The organism is Pseudohalocynthiibacter aestuariivivens (assembly GCF_018457175.1).
GTDB classification, from domain to species: domain Bacteria; phylum Pseudomonadota; class Alphaproteobacteria; order Rhodobacterales; family Rhodobacteraceae; genus Pseudohalocynthiibacter; species Pseudohalocynthiibacter aestuariivivens.
The window spans coordinates 244,499-268,338 of record NZ_JAGFNU010000003.1 but is presented as its reverse complement, the minus strand read 5'-3'; the positions used below and the strand labels follow the sequence as shown (position 1 = coordinate 268,338).

Below are 23,840 nucleotides of genomic sequence, written 5' to 3'. Positions count from 1 at the left end.
TTAGACGGTCGTTAGGCGGCGATTCATTCCACCGTCACAGATTTCGCAAGATTGCGCGGCTGATCAACATCCGTCCCTTTGGCAACGGCTGTGTAATAGGCCAATAGCTGTGCCGGTATCGCATAAAGAATAGGTGCCAGAAACGGCTCGATCTCCGGCATTAAAAGCACCTGCCAGACCCCGTCGCCCGCGTCTTTTGCACCCTTGCTGTCAGTGACAAGAATAACTTTACCGTTGCGCGCCATAACCTCTTGCATGTTTGAAACAGATTTGTCGAATAACGGGTCACTTGGGGCTATGACGACGACCGGAACCTTTTTATCGACAAGCGCGATAGGCCCATGCTTCAACTCGCCAGAGGCATAGCCTTCAGCATGTATATAGCTGATTTCTTTTAACTTTAAAGCACCTTCTAATGCTAGAGGGAACATCGCGCCGCGGCCAAGAAACAGCACATCCTGCGCTTGTGCGAGCTTGCGTGCTGCAGATTTCATCGCATCAGCAGTTCCCAGTGCCTGGTTCATAAGGCCGGGCAGGTTACGAAGTGCTGAAAGGTGGTCTGACAGTGTTTGTTGGTCCATCACGCCGCGGTCTTGTGCTGCTTTCAGAGCCAGCAGCGCCAGCACATTCAATTGGCAGGTAAAGGCCTTGGTCGACGCAACACCAATTTCAGTTCCGGCCAGAATGGGCAGAGCCATATCACTTTCCCGCGCGATAGAGCTTTCCTGAACATTCACGACAGACAGAATCTTGTCGGCTTTGTCGACACAATAGCGAAGGGCCGCCAGCGTATCTGCGGTTTCACCGGACTGGCTGACAAAAATGGCCAGTGTGCGCGCAGTGATCGGGGGTTCGCGATAGCGAAACTCGGAGGCAATATCGACCTCGACCGGCAAGCGTGCAATTTGCTCGAACCAGTATTTGGCGGTCAGGCAGGCGTAATTTGCTGTGCCACAGGCGACCATGACGATCCGGTCATATTGGGTAAAGTCCAGCCCACCGTCCGGCAATGTAATGGCTGTGCCATCGGTTGATACGTAGTGTGAAATTGCGTCGGCCAAGACAGTCGGTTGCTCTGCAATTTCCTTGGCCATGAAATGCTTGTGGCCACCTTTTTCAACTTGCGTTGCATCGATCTTAATCTTTTTGACGGGCCGGTTGGCACGCTTGCCTTTTGCGTCAAAAATTTCAGCTCCGGCTCTGGTCACAACGGCGCGATCACCTTCTTCAAGATAGGTGATACGGCTGGTCATCGGTGCCAGCGCTATCGCGTCAGAGCCTACGAACATTTCTCCGTCACCATGACCAATCGCAAGAGGCGAGCCCTGCCGTGCAGCGATCATCAGATCGTCTTCGCCATGAAACAGGAAGCACAACGCAAATGCGCCTTCTAGCCGGGAAATTGTTTTGGCGGCTGCCTCGCTGGGGTCCAGACCTTCGCTTATGTAATACTGCGCTAAAAGGGCGATGGTTTCGGTATCGGTTTCCGTCTGGAACTTGATGCCTTTTTCGGCCAGCTCTGCACGCAGCACGCGGAAATTTTCGATGATCCCATTGTGCACCACGGCAACCGGGCCTGCCTGATGTGGGTGCGCGTTATTAACCGTCGGAGCACCATGGGTTGCCCAACGGGTGTGACCAATTCCGGATTTGCCGGCAAGTGGTTCATGAACCAGAAGATCGGATAGGTTCACCAGTTTGCCAACAGCGCGACGGCGGTCAAGCTGACCATCGTTTACCGTTGCAATGCCGGCGCTGTCATAGCCGCGATACTCTAGCCTTTTCAGCGCTTCTACAATGATTGGGGCGACTTCGTGCTGGCCCAATACACCTACAATACCGCACATTATTTGGTTCCTTTATCGCGTTTAGCTTTCAAATTCTTTAACTTTTCAAACATTTTGACAGCAAGCCCCGGTTTGTTTACCTGTTGCGCCCGTGCAATGGCGAGCGCCTTTGCTTCAACGTCTTTTGTGATGACAGATCCGCTGGCGGTCATCGTGTCATCAGCGACTGTAACCGGTGCAATCAGCATTGTGTTTGAGCCGATGAAACTACGTTCGCCAATTGTTGTTTTATGCTTCATTACACCATCATAGTTGCAGGTGATTGTACCTGCACCGATGTTTGTCGCTTTGCCGATCTCGGCGTCACCAATATAGGACAGATGATTGACTTTCGCACCTTCGGCAATCGTAGAGTTCTTAATTTCAACGAAATTGCCAACGCGTACATCTTCCGACAATTCTGTGCCGGGGCGCAGCCGGGCGTAGGGGCCGACAATAGAACCACGGGCAACATGGCAGCCCTCCAGATGGCTGAAGGCCCGGATTTTTGCACCAGTTTCAATGGTCACGCCGGGGCCGAAAAACACGTTGGGTTCAATCGTCGCATCACGACCTATAACCGTATCATGGGAAAAAAACACCGTTTCAGGCGCGCTCATCGTCACGCCATTGTCCAGCGCGTCACTGCGCATGTGACTTTGCAATGTCGTTTCGGCCTTTGCCAGCTCTTGTCGGGTGTTAATACCCTGCGTTTCAGCTTCGGGGCAGGTGACGGCCGTTGCTGAAAGGCCGCGTTCTCGCGCAATACCAACAATGTCCGTCAGATAATATTCGCCAGAGGCATTGTCGTTTCCAACAGCATCAAGCAAATCAAACAACACCTGTGCATTCGCTGTGACGACACCGCCATTACATAGCGATATCGCGCGTTCCTTTTCGGTGGCGTCTTTATACTCGACAATCCGCTCCAGCGTATTGCCTGACATAACAAGCCGTCCATAGCGTTTGGGGTCTTCTGCCTCAAATCCAAGCACAACAACAGCGTGGTCAGATCGTGCCGTAACCATCGCCCCAATCGTTTCAGGGTGGATAAACGGGGTGTCGCCGAAAAGAACGACAGCATCGCCGTCGAAATCTGCCAGTGCATCGCGAGCCTGTAAAACCGCGTGGCCGGTGCCAAGCTGTTCGTCCTGAGTAACGATTGTCACCTCCGGATCATGTGCTTTTGCGGCCTTTTCCACCACGTCGGCCTCGTGACCGGCAACAACAACCGTCTTTTCTGGTGAAACCGCTGCTCCGGACAGCATCGCATGCACCAGTAATGGCGCGCCCGCGAGGGGGTGCAAGACTTTCGGTAAATCGGAATTCATCCGTGTTCCTTGCCCGGCGGCAAGAATTATCAGGCTGACTGACATGCGTTTGTGCTCTTTCCTTCTGGTGCGGTCCGTTTTATCGGTCTTATGGCAAGTCACAAGGGCCTAAGGGTTCAAAAGTATTTACGTATTATTACAGGCAATAGCGGGAAACCGCCAAGGGAGATGCGCATGCGTACAGTCGTATTTGATCTGGATGGAACGCTTGCAGATACAGGGCACGACCTGATCGCAGCGGCCAACCGTTGTTTTAGTGGTCTTGGTCATGGCGATCTTTTAGATCCCGAATACGACAAATCTACTGCTTTTCGTGGCGGTCGTGCGATGCTGAAACTTGGGTTTGAACGCTTGAATGGTGTGGCAGATTCAGCCGAAATAGACGCTCAATTCCCTATTTTTCTAGAGGCGTATGCCGCAGATATTGATCGTTACACAGTGCTTTATCCCGGGATGGCCGATGCCGTCGAAAGCCTGCTCAAGTCCGGCTATCAGACTGCAATTTGCACCAATAAGCCCGAGGCATTGGCCGAAGTTCTGATGACAAACCTTGGGGTTCGGGGCCTTTTTGGGGCTTTGATCGGGGCTGATACGCTGCCGGTAAGAAAGCCTGATCCCGCGCCTTACAATGAGGCGGTTTCCCGTGTTGGCGGCTCTTTAAAGAAATCACTGCTTGTTGGCGATACGTCCACAGACCGTCAAACCGCGCGCGCAGCGGGTGTTGCCTCGGTTCTGGTGACATTCGGCCCGGATGGGCGTGGTGTTGCGGATCTGTCGCCCGAAGCATTGCTTGATCATTATGATGATCTGGGCGATGTCGTTCAGCGTCTCATTGGCTGAGAGAGCAATTCGAGCAGGGGGCGTAACCCCAAGTCAGGCAAGCCAAAGAGCGATGCTTCAATATTCCCCGCAGCGCTTTCTCCGATCAGCGGGTCCGTGATGCTGTGAAACTTTTCTCGCAGTTCGTCGGGTGTAGGTGGGGCTTCGGCATCCCAGCGCGGTGTCATCCATTCACCTTGCAGCGTCCGACCGTCGCACAGAATTAACCTGACCCGCGCGAGGCGTTTTGCCGGAAACATCGCGTTGGCGGACTCGTCTTCGATCATACGCAGTGATTTGGAAAGGCGCATCAGTTCCGGGTCCGTCAGCGCATCATCGGCAATATCCTCGGGGCCAACCGTGCCTTTTGCCATTGCGACTGCACAGGGGAAGGAGGTCGAATACTGCGCTTCTTCTGTGTTTTTTGGTTCATTTGTCGCCAGACGTACGGATTCATGAAAGGTTTCTACTTCAATCCGCTCCACGTCCTCAGGTGTCAATCCATGCGTCCGGCGTAGTTCCAACACGCCTTCGATAGGGGCCTGCGCCCAGCGACAAACAGGGTAGGGCTTGTAATATTGCTCGAGCGAAATCCAGCGTTGCCCAACGTCGGCCCAGTATTCAGGTGCCTGTTCCAGCGTAATTGCAGGCGCGCCGGTAAACCCGTCGCGTGCGAGAAAGGCCGCTGAAACCCCCGCCATCGCACCCCATCCTGACCCATCCTTGACCATTGTTGGATAATCAATGTCACGCATCATCTGGCTGCGCGGGCCATGGTATTCGGCGATCCCCAACGCGTGCCGGGTCTGGTCCGGGTCAAGTTTCAATAGCCGCGCACCGATGGCTGCACCCGCAACTGCGACCCAGGCTCCTGATGTGTGATAGTCTGGAACGGTGCCGTGTAAAGCCAGTGCGAGCCTTCCACCAAGCTCGTACCCCATTGCGATTGTTGCCAGAAACTCGCGCCCATCTTTCAGCCCGGTTTCCTGAGCGATCGCAACCGCCCCGGCAAATACACCGCAGCCAATGTGACCTTTGGCCGGGTTGAACCCATCATGTCCATCAAGGGCATCAATGGTCATTCCCAAGGCCAGTGCCGCGCCCGTTGCCGAGGCCCGCCGCCCGTCAAACAACATCCGGTGGCGGCCTTCAAACTGGAATTCGGCGTGATTGCAAATGATCTTCGACAACTTAGTTTGCGCGCCGCCAATCCCAACGCCCACAAGATCCAGCACGTTCAAAATTGTCTGATCCTGCACCGCTTTGGGCAGATCGTCATACGCAACCGCATGAATGAATGAAAGCGGGTCATGTGTAAGTGCCATACGCACATGTTGCGACTAGCGAAAAGAGTCTTGCCAGACATTGACGACATCAAACGCAACCGAAAACGACATTGACGCTGCCTACGAAGGCCCCCAAGAATGCAGCAGAGGAGTCCGCGATGACTGAAAAATTTGCCGGCAGCTTTACCCAGCAGGAACCCATCCCTGAGGAAGGGATCAAGGCAGCTTTGCGAGTCATGCGCAATGGACGTCTGCATCGCTACAACGTGGTTGACGGCGAAGAGGCCGAGGCCGCGCTGCTGGAACAGGAATTTTCGGACTACATGGGATCGAAGTATTGCCTTGCCGTTTCTTCCGGTGGTTATGCGATTGCGACTGCGCTGCGCGCGATTGGCGTGCGTCCCGGTGACAAGGTGTTGACCAATGCCTTCACGCTTGCCCCGGTGCCGGGTGCTATTGCGGGTGTCGGTGCGGTACCTGTCTTTGTGGGGGTTACAGAGTCGCTTGTGATTGATCTTGATGACCTCAAAGAAAGGATCGAACAAAGTGGTGCAAAGGTTTTGTTGCTGTCGCACATGCGCGGCCATATCTGCGACATGGATGCCTTGATGAAAATCTGTGACGCTGCGGGTGTGCAGGTGATCGAGGATTGCGCCCACACAATGGGTGCCAGATGGAACGGTGTGCTGTCGGGACGACACGGCGTGATGGCCTGCTATTCCACGCAAACTTACAAACACATGAACTCGGGCGAAGGCGGGTTGCTGATATCGGACGACACAGAGGCAATGGCCAAGGCGATCATGATGTCAGGCTCCTACATGCTTTACGCGCGTCACAAGGCGGCACCTCCGCCGGAAGCCTTTGAAACACTGCGATACGAGACACCAAACATGTCTGGCAGAATGGACAACCTGCGCGCTGCAATTCTGCGCCCGCAACTTCGTGATCTGGAACGTCAGTGCGCCGCGTGGAACGCGCGGTACAAAATTGTTGAGGAAGGGTTGCAAAACCTGCCGGGCCTCACGCTGATCCAACGGCCAGAACAGGAAGCCTACGTTGCGTCCTCATTTCAGTTTCTTTTGCTCGATTGGTCGGGCGTAGCTATCAACGAGGTTGTTTCCCGGTGTGCCGCGTGCGGGGTGGAACTCAAATGGTTTGGTGGTGCAGAACCAACGGGCTTTACATCGCGCTACGATAGCTGGCGATATGCCCCAACAACCCCAATGCCAACCTCTGACCGCGTGTTACGCGGTATCATGGATATGCGCCTGCCACTTACCTTTTCACTGGACGATTGTGCACTGATCAGCCGGGTCATCCGCCAAGAGGTGAGCGCGGTCTATCAGGCTCACAATGCTGCTGCGGATGAAGTAACCGGCGTTTAAGTTCACGTGCTTTCGTTGACTTTAAAGGGCAACCCAAGCGTAATGAGCCAAATAATCGCGCGACCCGAGTCTTTTACTACAAGGGGAAAGTCAGATGACTGCCAAGAAAAAATCCGGAAAGATCAAAAATGCTGTCTATGAACAAGAGCTGGCGCGTATGCAGATCGAACTGGTCAAACTTCAGGAATGGGTGAAGGCGACAGGTCGCAAGGTTGCGCTCATTTTCGAGGGCCGGGACGCTGCCGGAAAGGGTGGAACAATAAAACGGATCACCGAGGCGCTGAACCCAAGAATCTGTCAGGTTGTCGCACTTCCTGCGCCAACCGAACGTGAAAAAACACAATGGTATTTCCAACGCTATGTGCCGCATCTGCCGGCAGCGGGTGAGATCGTGATTTTTGACCGTTCCTGGTACAATCGTGCCGGTGTTGAACGGGTTATGGGGTTCTGCTCGGACAAGGAATATCAGGAATTTATGCGCAGTTGTCCGGAGTTTGAGCGGATGCTGGTTCGCTCTGGCATTCAGCTTATCAAATATTGGTTTTCGGTCAGCGACGAGGAACAGGAGCGCCGTTTCCAAAAGCGTCTGACAGACCCGACCAAGCGCTGGAAGCTAAGCCCGATGGATCTGGAAAGCCGCAAGCGCTGGGTGGACTATTCCCACGCCAAGGATTTGATGTTCTCGCACACAGACATCAAACAGGCACCGTGGTATGTGGTGTCATCTGACGTTAAGAAACACGCGCGGCTGAATTGTATCAGCCATTTGCTGTCGTTGATTCCATACAAGGACCTTACCCCGGAGCCGATTGAATTGGAAGAAAGGCCACAGCAACGCGGGTATGTACGCCCGCCGATAGAAGACCAGACCTTCGTTCCAGAGGTGCATAAAGATCTTTGCTGAAACGCAGTGACGGTTTCCAACTTGCTTTGACGACCCAAAAGTGCTGCGGAAAACAGGCTTGGAAATCAGTAGTTTCGATTGATTTGATCTGCGTTCTTGACCCGACTCACTGCTTTGGCGTATTAAATGAACAATCGTTCAATAAATATTATCCCCGAGGAGACCGCCATGTTCAACGCAACGATGAATTTTGATCTGGGCGAAGATGTTAATGCACTGCGTGATATGGTGCATCGCTGGGCGCAGGAGCGCCTGAAGCCTATGGCGGCGGAAATTGACGAAAAGAACGAATTTCCCGCGGAGCTTTGGGAAGAAATGGGCGAGCTTGGCCTGCTGGGTATCACCGTGCCAGAGGAATTTGGTGGTGCAGAGATGGGATATCTCGCGCATGTGATCGCGGTCGAGGAAATCGCCCGCGCCTCTGCCTCTGTTTCGCTGTCGTATGGCGCACATTCAAACCTTTGCGTCAACCAGATCAAACTGAACGGAAACCAGGAGCAGAAAGAAAAATACTTGCCGGGTCTGATCTCTGGTCAGCATGTAGGTGCGCTCGCGATGAGCGAGGCCGGGGCAGGCTCTGACGTTGTGGGCATGAAGCTGCGGGCTGAAAAGAAAAACGGCTACTACACGCTGAACGGCACAAAATACTGGATCACCAACGGACCGGATGCAGATACCTTGGTGGTTTATGCAAAAACAGACCCCGACGCGGGGTCAAAAGGGATCACTGCCTTCCTGATCGAAAAATCGATGAAGGGGTTTTCCACCTCAAAGCATTTTGACAAGCTGGGAATGCGCGGCTCCAACACGGCAGAACTGGTGTTTGAAGACGTTGAAGTACCGTTTGAGAATGTTCTGGGCGAAGAGGGGCGCGGTGTTGCCGTTCTGATGTCAGGCCTTGATTATGAACGTGTCGTGCTTTCGGGCATCGGTACTGGCATTATGGCAGCCTGCCTTGACGAGGTGATGCCGTATCTTGCCGAGCGCAAGCAATTTGGCAAACCAATCGGGTCTTTCCAACTGATGCAGGGCAAGATCGCGGATATGTACACCGCAATGAACACTGCCCGCGCTTATCTTTATGAGGTCGCGAAAAGTTGTGATCGCGGGCAGGTCACGCGTCAGGACGCGTCTGCCTGTGTGCTCTACGCGTCTGAACAGGCCATGGTGCAGGCGCATCAGGCCGTGCAGGCCATGGGTGGGGCCGGGTTCATGAACGACAGCGTTGTCAGCCGCCTGTTTCGCGACGCGAAGCTCATGGAGATCGGCGCAGGTACCAGTGAAATTCGCCGCATGCTGATTGGACGCGAGTTGATGGGGGCGATGAGCTGATGCGTCTTCAGTCCCAAACCCTCACAACCTCTGAAGACTTCCTGCGTCGTCGCGACGTTAACCTACAAGCTCTTGAAACGGCGACAGAAGTTGCTGCACTCGCTGCGGCTGGCGGTGGCGAAAAGTCTCGCGCACGGCATTTGTCGCGGGGGAAAATGCTGCCGCGGGAACGTGTGGCGAACCTGCTTGATCCCGGCAGCCCGTTTCTTGAGGTTGGCGCAACGGCAGCGCATGGCATGTATGACGGTGCGGCCCCTTGTGCAGGTGTGATCGCCGGTGTCGGGCGTGTGCACGGCCACGAGGTTATGGTTGTCTGCAATGACGCCACCGTAAAAGGCGGAACCTATTACCCGATGACCGTCAAGAAACACCTGCGCGCACAGGAAATTGCCGAAGAATGCCATCTGCCCTGCATTTACCTCGTCGATAGTGGTGGCGCGAACCTGCCCAATCAGGACGAGGTGTTCCCGGACCGCGACCATTTTGGCCGGATTTTCTACAATCAGGCAAGGATGAGCGCCAAGGGCATTCCGCAGATTGCCGTTGTCATGGGGTCTTGTACCGCAGGCGGGGCCTATGTTCCGGCAATGTCTGACGTGACGATCATCGTGAAAGAACAAGGTACGATCTTCTTGGCAGGCCCGCCGCTTGTAAAGGCTGCAACGGGCGAGGTTGTAACCTCAGAAGACCTTGGCGGGGGTGATGTTCACACGCGCCTGTCAGGTGTCGCCGATTATCTGGCCGAGGATGACACTCACGCGCTGGCGCTTGCCCGCCGTACGGTTGAAAGCCTAAACCGGGCCAAACCGCAAACCGTTCAGTGGCAAACACCGGAAGAGCCCGCATATGATCCCGAGGAATTGCTGGGTGTTGTTCCGGTTGATCTGCGCACGCCCTATGACATTCGCGAGGTGATTGCGCGTATCGTTGACGGCTCGCGCTTTGATGAGTTCAAGGCGCGGTTTGGGGAAACGCTAGTGACCGGATTTGCGCATCTCAAAGGCTGCCCCGTTGGCATCATTGCCAATAACGGTGTGCTGTTCAGCGAGGCTGCACAAAAGGGCGCGCATTTCGTGGAATTATGCAGTCAACGGAATATTCCACTGTTGTTCCTGCAGAACATCACCGGTTTCATGGTTGGTCGCAAGTATGAGAACGAAGGTATCGCGCGCCACGGAGCCAAGCTTGTGACAGCAGTCGCCACAACGAATGTGCCAAAGATCACAATGGTTGTTGGCGGGTCCTTCGGTGCTGGCAACTACGGCATGGCGGGGCGGGCCTATCAGCCGCGTTTCATGTGGACATGGCCAAATTCACGCATCTCCGTGATGGGGGGCGAACAGGCGGCAGGGGTGCTTGCCACCGTGAAACGCGACGCGATTGAACGGGCAGGCGGGGAATGGTCAGCTGCGGAAGAAGCTGCTTTCAAACAGCCCACGATTGATATGTTCGAAGAACAATCTCACCCGCTCTACGCCTCGGCCCGGCTATGGGACGACGGCATCATTGACCCACGCAAAAGCCGCGATGTGCTGGCGCTTAGCCTGTCCGCCGCATTGTGCGCCCCGATTGAGGAGACACGCTTTGGCGTGTTCCGGATGTAAGTGAAAGATACGAATGACCCACCTCACAGATTTAGAGCAAGCTTGGCATTGGCCGCTTTTGTGCAATTCTGTCAGTGTGAAAATTGCTTCTCGAACCCGTTACAAGACTGATGCAAATGAAACACCAATTTCGTGTCTGCATTTGCCTTTTTGTGAGATTTTAACAGATCGGAAAGGCCGCGCTTTTCCCTTCCCACAGTAAGTTTTGCAAAAGAGAGATACAACATGATCGACACCAGACTGACCAGAATGTTCGACCTTAAATATCCGATTGTCTCGGCACCAATGGCGCTGGCCGCGGGGGGGAAGCTTGCCGCAGCAGTCAGTAAAGCGGGTGCATTGGGCCTTGTCGGAGGGGGTTATGGTAAAGGCGATTGGCTGGAAAAGGAAATCTCGGTCGCAGGGCAAACACCGGTTGGGTATGGGCTGATCACATGGGCCATCAAGGAAAACCCCGCAGCGCTTGAAACTGTATTGAGTGCAAATCCGCGTGCGGTGTTTCTTTCGTTTGATGACCCAACCCCGTATGTTGCCCGGATCAAAGATGCAGGCGTGCCACTTATTTGTCAGGTTCAGACACTGAAAGATGCTCAAAGCGCTGTTAGGGCCGGGGCGGACATACTGGTGGCGCAAGGCCGGGAGGCCGGGGGCCACGGCGAAACCCGAACGACGATGACGCTGGTGCCGGAAATATCAACATGGCTTGTCGATAATGCGCCTGATGTCTTGTTGCTGGCTGCGGGTGGCATTGCCGACGGGCGTGGATTGGCAGCAAGTCTGATGCTGGGTGCAGATGGCGTTGTAGTTGGTTCCAGACTTTGGGCGAGCAATGAATCCCTCGCGCATAAAAATATGATCTCCGCGGCCATTGCAGCAACGGGGGACGACACCATTCGGTCACCTGTTTCAGATATCGCGCGTAAGCTTGACTGGCCAGTGCGCTACACAGCGCATTCACTAAAGAACGATTTTACGGATCGGTGGCATGAAGATCAGGATGGGTTGTTAAAAGTTGCGGATGAAGAAGCCGAAAAATGGATGGCCGCGTGGCGTGCAGGCGATATTCGCAATGCCAGTACGATGGTTGGCGAATCCGCTGGACTGATCTTGGAACGTGGCCCAGCAGGTGAAATAATTGCCGCGATAGCGAGCGAAGCTGAAGTGCACCTGCGCAGGGGTGTAGAATTATTGGAGAGCTGAATGTTCACTAAAATCCTGATTGCCAACCGGGGCGAAATTGCCTGTCGTGTCATGGAAACGGCCCGTCGTCTGGGCGTGCGCACAGTTGCAGTTTATTCTGACGCCGACCGGGGTGCGAAACATGTCGCCATGGCGGATGAGGCCGTGCATATCGGCCCGCCGTCGCCCTCTGAAAGTTATCTTATGGGGGATAAAATCATTGCAGCCGCGCTTGAAACCGGGGCAGAGGCAATTCACCCCGGCTATGGCTTCCTTTCGGAAAACCCGGGTTTTGTTGATGCGGTCGAAGCTGTGGGTCTTGCGTTCATCGGCCCCTCAGCCAGCGCAATCCGTGCAATGGGCCTGAAAGATGCAGCCAAAGTGCTGATGGAAAAGGCTGGCGTGCCTGTCGTGCCGGGATACCACGGCGAAAATCAGGACCCGGAACATCTGTTTGGCGCTGCCGACACCATTGGGTACCCGGTTCTGATCAAGGCAGTTGCAGGCGGTGGCGGTAAAGGCATGCGTCTTGTCGAAGCGCCTGAAAAGTTCATGGAAGCTTTGATAAGCGCCAAGGGTGAGGCGAAAACCGCCTTTGGCAATGAAGCCGTCCTGATCGAAAAATACATCATCGCGCCGCGCCATATCGAGGTGCAGGTCTTTGGTGATGGCACTAAAGCCGTCCATTTGTTCGAGCGCGACTGTTCTCTGCAACGCCGCCACCAAAAGGTGATCGAAGAAGCGCCAGCCCCCGGCATGACAGAAGAAATGCGCGCTGCCATGGGTGCCGCAGGTGTCAGGGCCGCCGAGGCGATTGGTTACGCGGGTGCAGGTACGGTGGAATTCATCGTTGATGGATCACACGGTCTTCGCCCTGACGGGTTCTGGTTCATGGAAATGAACACGCGCCTTCAGGTCGAACACCCTGTAACCGAAGCGATTACCGGTGTTGATCTGGTCGAATGGCAATTGCGCGTTGCAAGCGGAGAGTCATTGCCTGCAAAGCAGGAAGACCTCAGCATCACGGGCCATGCGTTTGAGGCCCGGCTTTATGCAGAGGATGTGCCAAAAGGCTTTTTACCCGCCACGGGTACGTTGACGCATCTGCAATTTCCGGAAAACACACGTGCAGACAGCGGTGTTCGGGCAGGGGACACGATCTCGCCCTGGTACGACCCGATGATTGCAAAGCTGACAACCCATGGCTCGACACGTTCGGTTGCGTTGCACCAGATGGAACAGGCGCTTGCAAAGACAGAGGTTGCTGGCTCTGTCACCAATCTTGCTTTCCTGAGGGCGCTGACCCGGCACGAGGGGTTTGCCAAGGGCGATGTTGATACAGGCCTGATTGACCGCAATCTTGAAACGCTGGCGGTTGATCCCGTCCCTTGCAGTAAGACGCGCTCCCTGGCGGCACTTGGCCTGATGGGATTAAGTAAACCACAAGATCCATCTGCAGGGTTTACGCTCTGGGTGCCCACGCCGCAGGAGACGCAGTTTCGCTTCAAGGACAAAGACATCCGTGCCAAGGTCACAACGCTTGGCCCGTCTCTGTTTGACGTTGAACTGGCCGATATCTGCCACTGCGTTGAGCGGGCTGGCGATGTCTGGCTAGTGGATGGCGTTAAGACTGACGCGAATATCGTGCCGCTTGGCGCAGATGTCAGCGTGTTCTTTGGAAATGGCTATCATTTTCATGGGATTGACCCGCTTGATCGTGCAAGCGCCGCCTCGGGCGATGGCAACATTATCGAAGCACCGATGCCGGGGCTCGTGAAAGAGGTCTTTGTGAAAGTCGGCGCGAAAGTTTCAAAAGGCGACAGGCTTGCCGTTCTTGAGGCGATGAAGATGGAACATGCGCTGTTGGCGGCACGTGACGGTATTGTGGCCGAGGTGCTTACATCAGCAGGTGCGCAGGTCGAGGCCGGTGCTGCGCTCATCCAGCTCGAAAGCGAAGAAGAGGTTGCAGCATGATCCGACTACACCATGCGCATCAGGCGCGTTCCATGCGGGTCATCTGGCTGCTGGAAGAACTTGGTGTTGAATACGATCTCGTTCTGCATGATTTTTTCGACAAGTCCATGCGCAGTGCCGATTACCTCAAACTAAGCCCCGCGGGGCGCGTGCCTGCGCTGGAAATCGACGGCACATGCATGGTCGAAAGCGGCGCCATGATTGAGTTTCTCAGCGAAAAATTCCCGGCTGCCGGACTGGGCCGTGCAGTTGGCGATGCCGAGCGCGCCGAATGGCTGGATTGGCTGCACTACTCTGAAACCATCGGTCAACACTGCGCGAACCTCACGCAGGCACATATTGTTCTGTACGAAGACTGGATGCGATCTCCGACACAGATGAAACTGGAGGCGAAGCGGCTTGAAAAAACGATTGGCCGGATCGAAGCGCAGCTCGCTGATGGGCGGGACTGGTTGCTTGCGTCAGGCTTTAGCGCTGTAGATTGTTCAATTGCCTACGGGCTTTATGCAGGGCAACACTTTATTCGGCTTGACGATCTGCCCCGGACAGCCGCCTATTGGAAACGGTTCTCGGCGCGACCATCATTTGCCAAGGCCCTTCCGCCCGATGGCGTGCGGTTGCTTTATTCAAAACCGTTCTTTGAGGTGCCTGATGTCTGAATTTGTTGAAATATTTGAAGTAGGCCCCCGCGACGGTTTGCAGAATGAGGCGCGCGAAATCCCAACCGCCGAAAAGATAGCGCTTGTGGATTGCTTAAGCCGGGCTGGCTTTCAGCGGATTGAAGTTGGCTCTTTTGTTTCACCCAAATGGGTGCCGCAGATGGCAGACAGCGACGCGGTTTTGAAAGATATCAAGCGGGTTGATGGCGTGTCATATGCCGCTTTGGCGCCAAATATGCGTGGGTATGAAGGGGCGGTTGCTGCCAAGGTTGATGAAATTGCGATTTTTGCTTCCGCTTCTGAAGGGTTTTCCAAATCAAATATTAACGCAACGATTTCCGAAAGCATCGAACGGTTCAAACCCATTCTGAAAGCAGCGCGGCATATTGATATGCCAGTCCGCGGCTATGTTTCCTGTGTCACGGATTGCCCGTTTGATGGGCCGACCCCGCCCCAAAAGGTGGCAGAGGTGGCGGCCGAGCTGTTCGCGCTGGGCTGCTACGAGGTGTCGCTTGGCGATACCATTGGCAAAGGGACACCAGATTCGATTGCAAAAATGTTGCTTGCGGTGCTGAACGAGGTTCCACCGCACCGTCTGTCAGGTCACTACCACGACACGGGTGGGCGGGCGCTGGACAATATCGATGTGTCGTTGTCGATGGGCCTTCGGGTTTTTGATGGCGCGGTCGGCGGTCTTGGCGGGTGCCCCTATGCGCCCGGAGCTGAAGGCAATGTCGCGACCGAAGCCGTGAATGCGCATCTTGTGGCACTTGGGTATGACACAGGTCTTGATAGCGATGTGTTGGCGGAGGCGGCCACAATGGCGCGCGCAATGCGCACAGGCTGACGTTTAAAGACTTACAATTCGGCGGGGTTGAAATGTACAAAACTTTAAAGATTGATCAGGATACACGTGGCGTCGCAACGCTGACCCTGTCACGCGAAGACAAGCATAACGCGCTGTCCGAAGAGATGCTGATTGAACTTACCGACGCGGCCCGGGTGCTTGGCGATGATGACTCTGTTCGCGTTGTTGTTTTGACCGGTGCCGGGCGCAGTTTTTGCGCCGGAGGGGACCTGAAATGGATGCAGGATCAGGTTGCTGCAGACCCGACGACACGAAGCCTGAAGGCTCGAAAACTGGCCGAGATGCTGCAAGCGATGAATACAATGCCAAAACCATTGATTGGCCGTGTGCAGGGGCAGGCCTTTGGCGGTGGTGTTGGCATGATGTCCGTCTGTGATGTTGCTGTTGGCGTGACTGGCGCAAAGTTCGGTATGACGGAAACACGTCTTGGTCTGATCCCGGCAACCATCGGCCCCTATGTCGTTGCCCGAATGGGCGAAGCGATGGCGCGCCGCGTTTTCATGTCATCGCGAATTTTTGACGCTGACGAGGCCGTGACTCTTGGTTTGCTCGCTCGTGCTGTCAATCCGGACGAACTTGATACGGCGGTGGAATCAGAAGTTGTAGCTTACCTGAATTGCGCTCCCGGTGCCGTCGCAGACGCAAAGGCGCTGGTGCGATCATTGGGCGCGCCTATCACAGATGCGTTGATTGACGAAACAGTTGCGGCCCTTGCAGAGCGCTGGGACAGCCCCGAATCTGCCGAAGGAATTGGCGCGTTCTTTGAGAAAAGAAAGCCAAATTGGGTGAAATAGTCCGTTTTAGAAGCCCTGAAAATCTGTCTCAATGATCCGTGCAACACTTGTGCGGTCTTTCTTGCATTACTCGTGGAAACAGAGCCACCTTTGGTTGACCCCGCGATGAGGCGGGTTTAAACCCTCAAGAGCTAAGGCAAGCGCAAAGAACGCCATCCTTAAGGAGCCAAAAGTGGAAGACCTGCTAAGAGAGTATCTCCCGATCCTCGTTTTTCTGGGCCTGGCCGTTGGATTGGGAGTGGTGCTAATCCTTGCCGCTGTCATCCTTGCCGTCCGAAACCCTGATCCCGAAAAAGTCAGCGCATACGAATGTGGCTTTAACGCTTTCGACGATGCACGGATGAAGTTTGACGTCCGATTTTACCTCGTCGCCATTCTATTCATCATCTTCGATCTTGAAATTGCATTCCTCTTTCCATGGGCTGTTGCGTTCAAGGATGTGGGGCTGGTCGGGTTCTGGTCGATGATTGTGTTTCTTGGTGTGCTGACCATTGGCTTTGCATACGAATGGAAGAAAGGGGCGCTTGAATGGGAGTGACAACCTCTGCCAATACGGCTGGTGTCGACATGGATGTCGCAACACAAACCCTGAACCGCGAACTTCAGGACAAGGGCTTCTTGCTGAGTTCGACCGAAGACATCATTAACTGGGCACGCACCGGTTCATTGCACTGGATGACCTTTGGTCTGGCGTGTTGTGCGGTTGAAATGATGCACACGGCGATGCCGCGCTATGATGTTGAACGTTACGGGTTTGCCCCACGTGCAAGCCCACGTCAGTCTGACGTAATGATTGTCGCGGGAACGCTGACCAACAAAATGGCTCCGGCACTGCGCAAGGTTTACGACCAGATGCCAGAGCCCCGGTATGTGATTTCCATGGGGTCCTGCGCAAATGGTGGCGGTTATTACCACTACAGCTATTCTGTCGTGCGCGGATGTGACCGGATTGTTCCGGTTGATATTTACGTACCCGGCTGTCCCCCGTCCGCAGAGGCGCTGCTTTACGGTATCCTGCAACTGCAACGCAAAATTCGCCGCACCGGCACGATAGTAAGGTAAGGGGTTAACATGTCCGAAGCACTACAAGAGCTTGGCGCGCACGTAGAACTGAAACGCCCCAATGCAGTGTTGTCCCACGAGATTGCACACGGAGAACTGACGATTTCCGTCGTTCCGAGCGCGCTGGTTGATTTCGTTGAATTTTTAAAGAGCGATCGTAGTTGCCGTTTTTCCTCACTAGTCGATATTACGGCTGTCGATTACCCTACACGCGATAAACGTTTCGACGTGGTTTACCATTTTCTGTCGATGTACCAGAACCACCGCATCCGTCTGCGGGTGAGCATGCGTGAGGATGATATGGTTTCCTCGATCTGCGAGGTGCACCCAAGCGCGAACTGGTTTGAACGCGAAGTCTTTGACATGTTCGGTATTCTGTTTTCCGGGCATCCGGATTTGAGGCGCATTTTGACGGACTATGGCTTTCGCGGTCATCCGCTGCGTAAGGATTTTCCCACCACGGGATACACCGAAGTTCGCTATGACGAAGAACAAAAGCGCGTCGTCTATGAGCCGGTAAATCTGGTTCAGGAATACAGGCAATTTGATTTCATGTCTCCATGGGAAGGTGCGGAATACATCCTTCCGGGTGACGAGAAAAACGAACAGGCCAAAGGGTAACGCGCATGGGGCAGGCGACGTTGATGTTTGGGATGGGTGCAACAAAAGCGGGGACCAGTTGGCTCCACCGTTATCTGAGCAATCATCCTGAATGTAAGATGTCCGACCCCAAAGAGCTTCATTATTTTGATCGTCTGGAAGACAACAAAATCGAAAGAGCGGTGAAAAAGCTGGATCAGCGCATAGACGCGATTGGTAAAGTGCTGAGAGAAAACGAAGATCTGAAGCTTTGGCGCAAATGGCGTCATCGCAGAAACCTGATGGAATGGCGCAAAGTTTTGACCGAAAACGGCGAAAACACAGACGCTTATCTGAGGTTTCTGTACCGCGATGCTGATCGCGCGCGTTTGGTTGGTGAAATAACCCCGTCTTATTCGTTGCTGCCAGAGTCGCGGATGCGGCAAATGGCGAATCTGCCGGTGGAAACGCTATTTGTTTATGTCCTGCGCGACCCGGTTGAACGGCTCTGGTCCAATGTGCGAATGATAGCAGATCGACGCGCGGGTTCTCCGGAAAAGGTGAAACGTGTCGCGCATCGGCTGATCACGAAAGTTATCGAAGGTACAGAGGTTGCTGCGACCAAGCGGTCTGACTATGCGAATTCTCTTAGAAAGATGGATGCCGCGTTACCGAAGGGATCGTTGCTTGTCGAATTCTTTGAACGTCTCTTTTCGGAAGAGGCCCTTACAAAACTCTGCAAGTTTTTGGGCATTTATTATCGACCAGGCGATCTGACCGGATATGTTCACAAGGGCATTGAAATTCCCATGGAAGACAGTGCAAGGAATGCGCTTCAGCGTGTTCTTGCCCCGCAATATGCGTTTGTGGAACAGCGGTTTGGCTCGCTTCCCGAAAGCTGGAAACAGAATATGGTAAAGGTGTGACATGATGGACGGCACCAAATTCGATGACGCTCAGACGGGCGAACAGAAGATTCGGAATTTCAACATTAACTTTGGGCCGCAACACCCTGCAGCCCACGGGGTTTTGCGCCTTGTGCTGGAACTGGATGGCGAGATTGTAGAACGGTGTGATCCGCACATCGGACTTTTGCATCGCGGCACTGAGAAGTTGATGGAAAGCCGCACCTATCTGCAGAACCTGCCGTATTTTGACCGCCTCGACTATGTTGCACCGATGAATCAGGAACATGCCTGGTGTCTGGCGATTGAAAAGCTGACTGGTACCGCCGTTCCGCGCCGTGGCAGCCTGATCCGGGTTCTTTACTGTGAAATAGGCCGAATTTTGAACCACCTGCTGAACGTCACTACGCAAGCCATGGATGTCGGTGCGCTGACACCGCCGCTTTGGGGTTTTGAAGAGCGTGAAAAACTGATGGTATTTTACGAGCGCGCTTGTGGTGCACGGCTTCACGCGGCTTATTTCCGCCCCGGTGGTGTACATCAGGACCTGCCGGATGACCTGTTGAACGATATCGAAGAATGGGCGGGTGAATTTCCGCGGGTGCTTGACGATATTGACGGGCTGTTGACCGAAAACCGCATTTTTAAGCAGCGCAACGCTGATATTGGCGTCGTGACAGAACAGGAAATCCTTGATTGGGGGTTTTCGGGTGTCATGGTGCGCGGTTCTGGCCTGCCGTGGGATTTGCGGCGCAGCCAACCCTATGAATGTTACGACGAGTTTGATTTCCAGATCCCGATTGGTAAAAACGGCGACTGCTACGACCGTTACCTCTGCCGGATGCAGGAAATGCGGGAATCCCTTTCAATCATCACGCAGGCGATTGCCAAGCTGAGAGTCGAAAAGGGCGATGTGCTGGCGCGTGGCAAGCTGTCGCCACCATCACGCGGTGAAATGAAAACCTCTATGGAAGCGCTTATTCACCACTTCAAACTCTATACCGAAGGTTTCCATGTGCCTGCGGGTGAAGTTTATACCGCAGTCGAAGCCCCAAAAGGTGAATTCGGCGTCTATCTGGTTGCTGATGGTACGAACAAACCGTACCGCAGCAAAATTCGCGCGCCAGGGTTTTTGCATCTGCAGGCGATGGACCATGTCGCAACCGGCCACCAATTGGCTGATGTCGCCGCGATCATCGGGACTATGGACGTTGTTTTTGGGGAGATCGACAGGTGAGCGCAACTTTCACTCTTTCGTTGCTGAGCCTGATGGCTGCAAGCATTACTGTGGCCTTTGTAAAGGTCATTCTGAAGCCGAAACCAGTGGCAGCAGTTGCCCGCAATGTTAAAGCGTCCGGCGCAATGAATTTCACGGGGACACGATAAGCCTATGCTCCGCAGATTATACCACAAGCAACCCGATACATTCGCCTTCACCCCGGCCAACCTGGCATGGGCTGAAGGGCAAATAACCAAATACCCCGAGGGCCGTCAGGCAAGCGCGATCATCCCGCTGCTCTGGCGCGCGCAGGAACAGGAAGGCTGGCTGACCCGCCCGGCGATTGAACATATCGCTGATATGCTGGGGCTCGCATATATTCGCGCACTTGAAGTTGCATCCTTCTATTTCATGTTTCAACTGCAACCTGTTGGTTCCGTTGCACATATTCAAATATGCGGAACCACGTCCTGCATGATTTGCGGCGCGGAAGACCTGATTGGTATCTGTCGCGAGGTTATTGCCGACAAATCACATCAACTGTCCGAAGACGGTAAGTTTAGCTGGGAAGAGGTCGAATGCCTTGGGGCCTGCACAAACGCACCAATGGCGCAGATCGGCAAAGACTATTACGAAGACCTTACGGCCGACCGGTTTCGCGAAATCCTGAACGAACTTGCTGAAGGCAAGGTTCCGGTCCCGGGTCCTCAGAACGGGCGGTTCGCGGCAGAACCGTTGGCGGGCCTGACATCGCTGACTGAATATGAAAGTGGGCGCACGCAATATAACGGCTCGGCTCAACTCTCGGTTGATCTTGGTGACACGGTTAAGCGCATTGATGGCACCGAAGTCCCGTTGTTGACGCCGTGGCTTGGCAAGACCGCAAAGAAGCCAGCGGCAAAAAAGCCAGCCGCTAAGAAAACAACGCCAAAATCAGCCACCAAGGCTGCCGCCGCACCACCTGCGCAGAAAAAACCACGGACCATGAAGGCACCGCGAAAAACGGGCGCAGATGATCTGAAAAAAATCAAAGGCGTGGGACCAAAGCTGGAAGCACTGCTTCACAGCCTCGGTTTCTATCATTTTGACCAGGTTGCGAAATGGAGCGCTGCCGAGGTTGTCTGGGTTGATGAAAACCTTGAAGGTTTTAAAGGACGCGTGTCACGCGACGGATGGGTTGAACAAGCTAAAGTTCTCGCCGCTGGCGGTGAGACGGAATTTTCTAAGAAAGTTGGGAAGGGCGACGTTTACTGACAGCTTTCCCCGCTGAGTGGACCATAAGTACGATGAAGAAACATGCAGATCATAAAAAGCCGGAGCTGTCACCAGACAGCCCATCCTGCATGTCTGTTGTAACACTAGGTTTAAAGGGGGGAATGACTATTGGATTCTGAATCAAAGGGTGAACTGTTTTCTTGCACCAATCTGTGCTGGCTTGCCGGTGTGTTTCTTGGGATCATGACTTTTCTAGTGCTAAACGGGCGCTTTGGCGTAAATGGACTTGTTTCGTTGGTGCTTGCCGTTGTCGTCTGTGCCGCATTAGGTTGGTTTCTGGCACGCTACTTTTGCTCTGGGTCCATGGCTGTTACTTCTGGTGGGCACGCGCGCCATCAACACGATATTGATGCTTCTCCTGCGGATGTCGCCGCTGTTGACCGGGTCGGACAGAGCGAACTGGCCGCAACACCCCCGACACCAAAGGTAGCTAAGCACGTTTCATCTGCTTCTTTGGCGTCTTCTGATGCGACTGCAAAGGCCGCACCCGCGTCAAAACCTGCCGCGAAAGCTAAACCCGCCGCGAAATCTAAGCCTGCTACAAAGGCCAAGCCAGCAGCGAAACCAAAAGCGACCGCTGCTGCGAAACCGGCCCGGGCGTCTGTTGCTGCAGATGGAAAACCAGAAACGCTTAAGAAAGCGCGCGCAGGCGGAGCAGATGATCTTAAGCGCATTAGCGGAGTTGGACCAAAGCTTGAACAGACGCTGAATGAACTTGGATTTTACCATTTTGACCAAGTCGCCGCTTGGCGGAAGAAAGAAGTCGAATGGGTCGATACGCGCCTGAAATTCAAAGGTCGGATCGAACGGGATGAATGGATTAAACAGGCCAAAAAACTGGCCAGGGAAACAAAGTAAAGAGTTGTGAAGACACTTACACCCGAACAGGAAAAAGCTTTGGCGCGCCAAGCAAGGACAGTGTCCTTTGTCATCGCGGCGACGATGATCCTGTGGATGGGCGTACAATGGATAGGGGGAAAACTCGGCCTTGAAGCACGCTATGTGTTTCTGGCCGACCTCTCGGCACTGGCGGCTTTTATCTGGGCGTTGGTTGTAATTTATCAGATCTGGCGCAAGCGCCGGAACAATTAAAGGAATGTCGGGCGTACTTGCCTGATGAGCGAAGGAAAATGGCATGCTGAAAGATCAGGACCGGATCTTTACAAATCTCTACGGGATGCACGACCGAACCCTTAAAGGGGCCAAGGCGCGCGGCCATTGGGATGGCACCGACAAGTTGATCAAGAGCGGTCGCGACTGGGTTGTGGAACAGGCGAAAGCGTCTGGTCTGCGTGGTCGCGGTGGCGCTGGCTTTCCGACCGGCCTGAAATGGTCATTCATGCCGAAAGAAAGCGATGGTCGCCCGGCCTATCTTGTTATTAACGCTGACGAATCCGAGCCCGGAACCTGTAAAGACCGCGAGATTATGCGCCATGATCCGCACACGCTGATCGAAGGGGCCTTACTTGCCTCTTTCGCGATGGGCGCGCATGCGAGCTATATCTACATCCGGGGCGAATTTATTCGCGAGCGCGAGGCGCTGCAGGCGGCAATCGACGAATGCTATGACGCCGGACTTCTGGGTAAAAACGCCGCTAAATCCGGCTGGGACTTTGACCTATACCTCGTGCACGGTGCTGGGGCTTACATCTGTGGTGAAGAAACTGCGCTGCTGGAAAGCCTTGAAGGCAAAAAGGGCATGCCGCGGATGAAACCGCCGTTCCCGGCAGGGGCGGGGCTTTATGGTTGCCCGACCACGGTGAACAACGTTGAATCAATTGCAGTCGTTCCTACGATCCTGCGGCGCGGGCCTGAGTGGTTTTCCTCTTTCGGTCGCCCGAACAACGCCGGAACCAAGCTGTTCGGTATTTCCGGCCACGTGAATAATCCCTGTGTGGTTGAAGAATCCATGTCTATCCCGCTTCGCGAGTTGCTGGAACGTCACTGTGGCGGCGTGCGCGGTGGCTGGGATAATCTCAAGGCTGTTATTCCCGGCGGGTCATCAGTTCCGCTATTGCCGCGCGACGTCGCGGACGAAGCGATCATGGATTTTGACTGGCTGCGCGAGCAACGCTCGGGTCTTGGCACAGCGGCGGTGATAGTGATGGACCAGTCGACCGACGTGATCAAGGCGATCTGGCGGCTGAGCAAGTTCTACAAACACGAAAGCTGTGGCCAGTGCACCCCATGCCGCGAAGGCACCGGTTGGATGATGCGTGTGATGGACCGGTTGGTGACGGGCGAGGCAGAGGTCGAAGAAATCGACATGCTGCTTGACGTAACCAAGCAGGTTGAAGGGCACACCATCTGCGCGCTTGGTGATGCAGCAGCCTGGCCCATTCAGGGTCTGATCCGCCATTTCCGGAATGAGATCGAGGATCGTATCAAACACAAGCGGACCGGACGGGTCAGCGCGGTGGCGGCGGAGTAATGTTTAAGCGCACCTTCCATATCGCGGTTGTTTCGCTGTTTGTCAGCACGCTGAGCGTGCAGGCGGCGGCGTTGCGCGAAAATGAAGGGGTCACAAACCGCTTGGTTCTTGCCGGGATTGTCAAGGAAATCTACAAGAAATGCCCGACAATTTCCGTACGCAAACTGCGCGGGTTTATGTACCTGCGCTCTATCTACAATTACGCTGTAGACCAAGGTTTCAGCCACGAAGAAATCGAAGCATACGTTGAAAACGAAGAAGAAGAGGCACGCTTGCTCGTGCATGTGAACACTTGGCTTTCAAACCGCGGTGCGGTTGAAGGCAACCCTGAAAGCTATTGTGCGATCGGCAAGGCGGAAATTGACGCCGAAAGCCCGATCGGCAAATTTCTGAGGACGGATTAGG

Annotated in this window: 24 protein-coding genes; 21 read left to right on the top strand and 3 right to left on the bottom strand. The window is 54.4% G+C overall.

Translation table 11 applies throughout. The features are described from left to right. Nucleotides 1–23: 23 nt before the first annotated feature. Nucleotides 24–1,847, bottom strand: a complete 1,824-nt coding sequence (gene glmS / locus J4E70_RS07165) for a glutamine--fructose-6-phosphate transaminase (isomerizing) (RefSeq protein WP_213888402.1) — start codon at nucleotides 1,845–1,847, stop codon at nucleotides 24–26. Next, nucleotides 1,847–3,202, bottom strand: coding sequence for a bifunctional UDP-N-acetylglucosamine diphosphorylase/glucosamine-1-phosphate N-acetyltransferase GlmU (glmU, locus tag J4E70_RS07160; protein WP_213888401.1), 1,356 nt, complete (start codon nucleotides 3,200–3,202; stop codon nucleotides 1,847–1,849). The genes glmS and glmU overlap by 1 nt, the downstream gene beginning before the upstream one ends. A 129-nt stretch (nucleotides 3,203–3,331) precedes the next feature. Here glmU and J4E70_RS07155 point away from each other — a divergent pair, with 129 nt between their 5' ends. Continuing rightward, the gene (locus tag J4E70_RS07155; RefSeq protein WP_213888400.1) at nucleotides 3,332–3,997 is read left to right on the top strand and encodes an HAD-IA family hydrolase; all 666 of its coding nucleotides are present in this window, start codon (nucleotides 3,332–3,334) and stop codon (nucleotides 3,995–3,997) included. On the opposite strand, the gene J4E70_RS07150 is transcribed toward J4E70_RS07155, so the two are convergent. Beyond that, nucleotides 3,979–5,301: an MmgE/PrpD family protein gene (locus J4E70_RS07150; RefSeq protein ID WP_213888399.1), complete on the bottom strand. Its 1,323-nt coding sequence runs from the start codon at nucleotides 5,299–5,301 to the stop codon at nucleotides 3,979–3,981. The genes J4E70_RS07155 and J4E70_RS07150 overlap by 19 nt on opposite strands. Before the next feature lie 119 nt (nucleotides 5,302–5,420). On the opposite strand from J4E70_RS07150, the gene J4E70_RS07145 reads away from it, so the two are divergent. The 20 genes from J4E70_RS07145 (at nucleotide 5,421) to J4E70_RS07050 (ending at nucleotide 23,839) form a co-directional block, all read left to right on the top strand. Next, nucleotides 5,421–6,650 carry a DegT/DnrJ/EryC1/StrS family aminotransferase gene (locus J4E70_RS07145; protein WP_213888398.1) on the top strand — a complete coding sequence of 410 codons (1,230 nt, stop codon included), beginning with the start codon at nucleotides 5,421–5,423 and terminating at the stop codon, nucleotides 6,648–6,650. 94 nt (nucleotides 6,651–6,744) lie between these two features. Beyond that, nucleotides 6,745–7,554 (top strand): polyphosphate kinase 2, encoded by an 810-nt coding sequence (gene ppk2 / locus J4E70_RS07140; protein WP_213888397.1) that lies wholly within the window; start codon nucleotides 6,745–6,747, stop codon nucleotides 7,552–7,554. A 168-nt stretch (nucleotides 7,555–7,722) separates the two neighbouring features. Further along, nucleotides 7,723–8,886 carry an isovaleryl-CoA dehydrogenase gene (locus tag J4E70_RS07135; protein ID WP_213888468.1) on the top strand — a complete coding sequence of 388 codons (1,164 nt, stop codon included), beginning with the start codon at nucleotides 7,723–7,725 and terminating at the stop codon, nucleotides 8,884–8,886. Further along, on the top strand, nucleotides 8,886–10,490 hold the full coding sequence (locus J4E70_RS07130; RefSeq protein WP_213888396.1) for a carboxyl transferase domain-containing protein: 1,605 nt from the start codon (nucleotides 8,886–8,888) through the stop codon (nucleotides 10,488–10,490). The genes J4E70_RS07135 and J4E70_RS07130 overlap by 1 nt, the downstream gene beginning before the upstream one ends. A 225-nt stretch (nucleotides 10,491–10,715) precedes the next feature. Further along, the gene (locus tag J4E70_RS07125) at nucleotides 10,716–11,690 is read left to right on the top strand and encodes an NAD(P)H-dependent flavin oxidoreductase (RefSeq protein WP_213888395.1); all 975 of its coding nucleotides are present in this window, start codon (nucleotides 10,716–10,718) and stop codon (nucleotides 11,688–11,690) included. Further along, a complete protein-coding gene (locus J4E70_RS07120) occupies nucleotides 11,691–13,643 on the top strand; it encodes an acetyl/propionyl/methylcrotonyl-CoA carboxylase subunit alpha (RefSeq protein WP_213888394.1) in 1,953 nt (650 codons plus the stop codon). After that, nucleotides 13,640–14,302 (top strand): glutathione S-transferase family protein, encoded by a 663-nt coding sequence (locus tag J4E70_RS07115; RefSeq protein ID WP_213888393.1) that lies wholly within the window; start codon nucleotides 13,640–13,642, stop codon nucleotides 14,300–14,302. The genes J4E70_RS07120 and J4E70_RS07115 overlap by 4 nt, the downstream gene beginning before the upstream one ends. Beyond that, nucleotides 14,295–15,149 (top strand): hydroxymethylglutaryl-CoA lyase, encoded by an 855-nt coding sequence (locus J4E70_RS07110; protein ID WP_213888392.1) that lies wholly within the window; start codon nucleotides 14,295–14,297, stop codon nucleotides 15,147–15,149. The genes J4E70_RS07115 and J4E70_RS07110 overlap by 8 nt, the downstream gene beginning before the upstream one ends. 32 nt (nucleotides 15,150–15,181) lie before the next feature. Further along, nucleotides 15,182–15,964, top strand: coding sequence for a crotonase/enoyl-CoA hydratase family protein (locus J4E70_RS07105; protein WP_213888391.1), 783 nt, complete (start codon nucleotides 15,182–15,184; stop codon nucleotides 15,962–15,964). 172 nt (nucleotides 15,965–16,136) lie between these two features. Next, complete coding sequence (locus J4E70_RS07100; RefSeq protein ID WP_213888390.1) at nucleotides 16,137–16,502, top strand: NADH-quinone oxidoreductase subunit A; 366 nt, start codon at nucleotides 16,137–16,139, stop codon at nucleotides 16,500–16,502. Next, the gene (locus J4E70_RS07095; protein WP_213888389.1) at nucleotides 16,493–17,026 is read left to right on the top strand and encodes a NuoB/complex I 20 kDa subunit family protein; all 534 of its coding nucleotides are present in this window, start codon (nucleotides 16,493–16,495) and stop codon (nucleotides 17,024–17,026) included. The genes J4E70_RS07100 and J4E70_RS07095 overlap by 10 nt, the downstream gene beginning before the upstream one ends. 9 nt (nucleotides 17,027–17,035) lie before the next feature. After that, nucleotides 17,036–17,647 carry an NADH-quinone oxidoreductase subunit C gene (locus J4E70_RS07090; RefSeq protein ID WP_213888388.1) on the top strand — a complete coding sequence of 204 codons (612 nt, stop codon included), beginning with the start codon at nucleotides 17,036–17,038 and terminating at the stop codon, nucleotides 17,645–17,647. Between the two features lie 5 nt (nucleotides 17,648–17,652). After that, nucleotides 17,653–18,531, top strand: a complete 879-nt coding sequence (locus tag J4E70_RS07085) for a sulfotransferase (RefSeq protein WP_213888387.1) — start codon at nucleotides 17,653–17,655, stop codon at nucleotides 18,529–18,531. Between the two features lie 4 nt (nucleotides 18,532–18,535). Next, a complete protein-coding gene (locus J4E70_RS07080; protein WP_213888386.1) occupies nucleotides 18,536–19,747 on the top strand; it encodes an NADH-quinone oxidoreductase subunit D in 1,212 nt (403 codons plus the stop codon). Continuing rightward, nucleotides 19,744–19,896 (top strand): hypothetical protein, encoded by a 153-nt coding sequence (locus J4E70_RS07075; RefSeq protein ID WP_213888385.1) that lies wholly within the window; start codon nucleotides 19,744–19,746, stop codon nucleotides 19,894–19,896. The genes J4E70_RS07080 and J4E70_RS07075 overlap by 4 nt, the downstream gene beginning before the upstream one ends. Nucleotides 19,897–19,900: 4 nt before the next feature. Continuing rightward, nucleotides 19,901–20,983 (top strand): NADH-quinone oxidoreductase subunit NuoE, encoded by a 1,083-nt coding sequence (gene nuoE / locus J4E70_RS07070; RefSeq protein ID WP_213888384.1) that lies wholly within the window; start codon nucleotides 19,901–19,903, stop codon nucleotides 20,981–20,983. A 129-nt stretch (nucleotides 20,984–21,112) separates the two neighbouring features. Beyond that, nucleotides 21,113–21,862 (top strand): NADH-quinone oxidoreductase subunit E, encoded by a 750-nt coding sequence (locus J4E70_RS19300; RefSeq protein WP_246531647.1) that lies wholly within the window; start codon nucleotides 21,113–21,115, stop codon nucleotides 21,860–21,862. A 6-nt stretch (nucleotides 21,863–21,868) separates the two neighbouring features. Beyond that, complete coding sequence (locus J4E70_RS07060) at nucleotides 21,869–22,096, top strand: DUF5337 domain-containing protein (protein WP_213888383.1); 228 nt, start codon at nucleotides 21,869–21,871, stop codon at nucleotides 22,094–22,096. A gap of 43 nt (nucleotides 22,097–22,139) precedes the next feature. After that, a complete protein-coding gene (gene nuoF, locus J4E70_RS07055; protein WP_213888382.1) occupies nucleotides 22,140–23,435 on the top strand; it encodes an NADH-quinone oxidoreductase subunit NuoF in 1,296 nt (431 codons plus the stop codon). Further along, nucleotides 23,435–23,839 (top strand): DUF5333 domain-containing protein, encoded by a 405-nt coding sequence (locus J4E70_RS07050; protein WP_213888381.1) that lies wholly within the window; start codon nucleotides 23,435–23,437, stop codon nucleotides 23,837–23,839. The genes nuoF and J4E70_RS07050 overlap by 1 nt, the downstream gene beginning before the upstream one ends. The last annotated feature ends 1 nt before the right edge of the window (nucleotide 23,840 follow it).